The 2,885-nt window shown below is 72.1% G+C and carries 1 protein-coding gene and 1 pseudogene; both read left to right on the top strand.

All coding sequences use genetic code 11. The features are described 5' to 3' along the window. Positions 1–35 precede the first annotated feature (35 nt). Positions 36–851 (top strand): annotated as a pseudogene (bcsZ, locus tag BMG07_RS40300) (cellulose synthase complex periplasmic endoglucanase BcsZ); the annotation flags it as partial. A gap of 301 nt (positions 852–1,152) precedes the next feature. Beyond that, positions 1,153–2,885 (top strand): tetratricopeptide repeat protein (locus tag BMG07_RS40295; RefSeq protein ID WP_269759894.1); only part of this gene is annotated, 1,733 nt, incomplete at its 3' end.

Below are 2,885 nucleotides of genomic sequence, written 5' to 3'. Positions count from 1 at the left end.
CGGCCACCGACTGGGCGGCCTTCGCGGCGCGCCACATCCAGCCCGACGGCCGGGTCATCGACTTCAACACCGCGCAGCAGCAGTCCACCTCCGAAGGCCAGTCGTACGCGATGTTCTTCGCGCTCGTGCACAACGACCGCGACACCTTCGCGCGCGTGCTCGCCTGGGCCGAGGCCAACCTCGCGGGCGGCAGCCTCGCCAAGCAGTTGCCGGCCTGGCAATGGGGCCGCAAGCCCGAAGGCGGCTGGGGCGTGCTCGACCCCAACGCGGCGTCGGACGCCGACCTGTGGATCGCCTACGCGCTGATGGAAGCCGGCCGGCTGTGGAACGACAACCGCTACCGCACGCTCGGGCGCAGCCTGCTGGCGCTGGTGGTGCGCGACGAGGTCGTCTCGCTGCCGGGCCTGGGCCGCATGCTACTGCCTTGGCCCAAGTCGGTGGCGAGCGCGCCGAACTGGCGCCTCAACCCGAGCTACATGCCGCTGCAGCTGCTGCGCTACTTTCAGCAGGCCGACCCGAGCGGTCCGTGGCACGAGGTCACGGACAACACGCTGCGCATGTTCGGCGGCGTCACGCCCAAGGGCTTCGCGCCCGACTGGTGCGCGTGGTCGCAGGACTCGCGCTCTTTCGTGGCCGACCCCGTGAAGGGCGTGACCGGCAGCTACGACGCCATTCGCGTCTACCTCTGGGCGGGCATGCTGTCCGACAAGGACCCGGCCCGCAAGATGCTGCTGATGCAGTTGCGCGGCCCGCGCCTGCTGCTGGCCGACAAGCAGCCCGTGCCCGAATACGTCGACACCGTGACCGGCGCCGTGCGCGGCATGGCGCCGCTGGGTTTCTCGGGCGCGCTGCTGCCCTATCTCAAGGCGCTGGACGAGACCGACGCGCTCGCCGTGCAGGTGGCCCGCGTGCCCGGCGGGCGCGCCGTACCTCCCGCGCCGGCGCCGGGCGCGCCGCCCCCCCGGCACCCCTGCCGTACTACGAACAGACGCTGCTGTTGTTCGGTCAAGCCTGGCTCGACGGCCGCTATGAATTCGGCCGCAACGGCCAGTTGCAAACATCATGGAGAACGCTATGCCGTCCCAATCGACCGGCCTGAAGCCGAAGCGTCCCCCCTCGTTCCGTACCCAGCAATGGCTGGCCTGCATCGGCATGGTCACCGCGCTGGGCACCGGCGGCCAGGCGTTCGCGCAGGCCGACGCCGCTGCCGCACTCATCGAGCAGGGCAATTACTGGCAGGCCCAGGGCCGCGCCGACCTGGCCGAAGAAAGCTGGAAGAAGCTGCTGAGCGTCAACCCGCAGTCGGCCGACGCGATGTACGGCATGGCGCAGGTCGAGCTGACGCGCAACAACGCCGAGCAGGCCCGCAGTTGGATCGCGCGCCTGCGCACCGCGCACCCCAATGACGCCCGCCTGGCGCGCCTGCAGCAGCAGGCCCAGCAGCCCGGCCAGCAAGGCGGCACGCTGCAGCGCGCCCGCGCCGCCGCGCGCGCCGGCCGCTCGGCCGAGGCGGTCGAGCTGTACCGCAGCCTGTTCGACAACCGGCCGCCGCCGGAATCGGTGGCGCTGGAGTTCTACCAGGCACTGGCCAGCACGCCGCAAGGCGCCGACGAGGGCCGCAAGGGCCTCGAGCAGCTGGTGAAGGACCATCCGGAAAACGCCAACTACCGCCTTGCCCTCGCGCAGCAGAAGACCTACAGCGAACCGACGCGCCGCGCCGGCATCCGCGAACTCGTCGAGCTGACCAAGCAGCCCACCGTGGCCGCCCCCGCGCGCGCCGCCTGGCGCCAGGCGCTGATCTGGCTGGACGCACGCGCGCCCGACATTCCGCTTTACCAGGACTACCTGGCCAACAACCAGGCCGACGCGGCCGTGGCCGCACGGCTGGAAACGCTCACCACCGCCAAGACCACGGCGGCGAACGCGCCCGACGTGCCCGTGGGCGAAGGCTTCAAGGCGCTGGAACGCGGCGACCCGGCCACGGCCGAGCAGCGCTTCCAGCAGGCGCTGCGCACCAAGGCCGACGACACCGAGGCCCTGGGCGGCCTGGGCCTGGTGCGCATGCGCCAGGAGCGCTTCGGCGAAGCGCAGGAGCTGCTGGAGCGCGCCGTGCGCGGCGGCGCCACCAAGTGGAACTCGGCGCTGCAAAGCGCCAACTATTGGGTGCTGGTCGGGCAGGCCCGTGCAGCGCAGGCCAGGAACGACCAGCGCGGTGCGCAGTCGCTGTACGAACGCGCCGTGCGCATCGACCCGCGCGAACCCGTGGGCCAGAACGCGCTGGCCGACCTGCGTGCCGCCGCCGGCGACTTCGCGCAGGCCGAGCAAGGCTACAAGCGCGTGCTCGAAAGCAAGCCGCAGAACACGCAGGCGTTGCGCGGGCTGATCTCGGTGTACGGCCAGACCGGCCGCCCCGACGAAGCGCTGGCGCTGTCGCGCCGCCTCACACCCGAACAGGCCACGCAGTTGGGCGGCCTGCGCGACATCCAGGTCGAGCAGGCGCGCAACCGCGCGCGCCAGCAGGCCGCAGCAGGCGACGCGGCCGGCGCGCAACGCACGCTCGAGGACGCGATGCTCGCAGCGCCCGACAGCCCATGGGTGCGCCTGGACCTTGCCAACATCTACCGCAAGCAGGGCATGGTGTCCGAGGCGCGCGGCGTGATGGAAGGGCTGCTGATGTCGCAGCCCGACATGCCCGACGCGCTGTACGCCAGCGCCCTGCTCGCCTCCGAAACCGGCGACTCGGCGGCGGGCATCCAGTACCTCGAACGCATTCCCGCCGGCTCGCGCACGCGCGACATGGCGGCGCTGCAACGCCGCCTGTGGGCGCAGTCGCAGGCTGCGCGCGCGCAGGCGCTGGCGCGGCAGGGCCAGGTCGACGCGGCACG

The organism is Variovorax sp. E3, from assembly GCF_016082275.1.
Lineage (GTDB): Bacteria > Pseudomonadota > Gammaproteobacteria > Burkholderiales > Burkholderiaceae_C > Variovorax.
The sequence above is the reverse complement of the archived record's forward strand: the minus strand, read 5'-3'. Positions and strand labels throughout refer to the sequence as shown.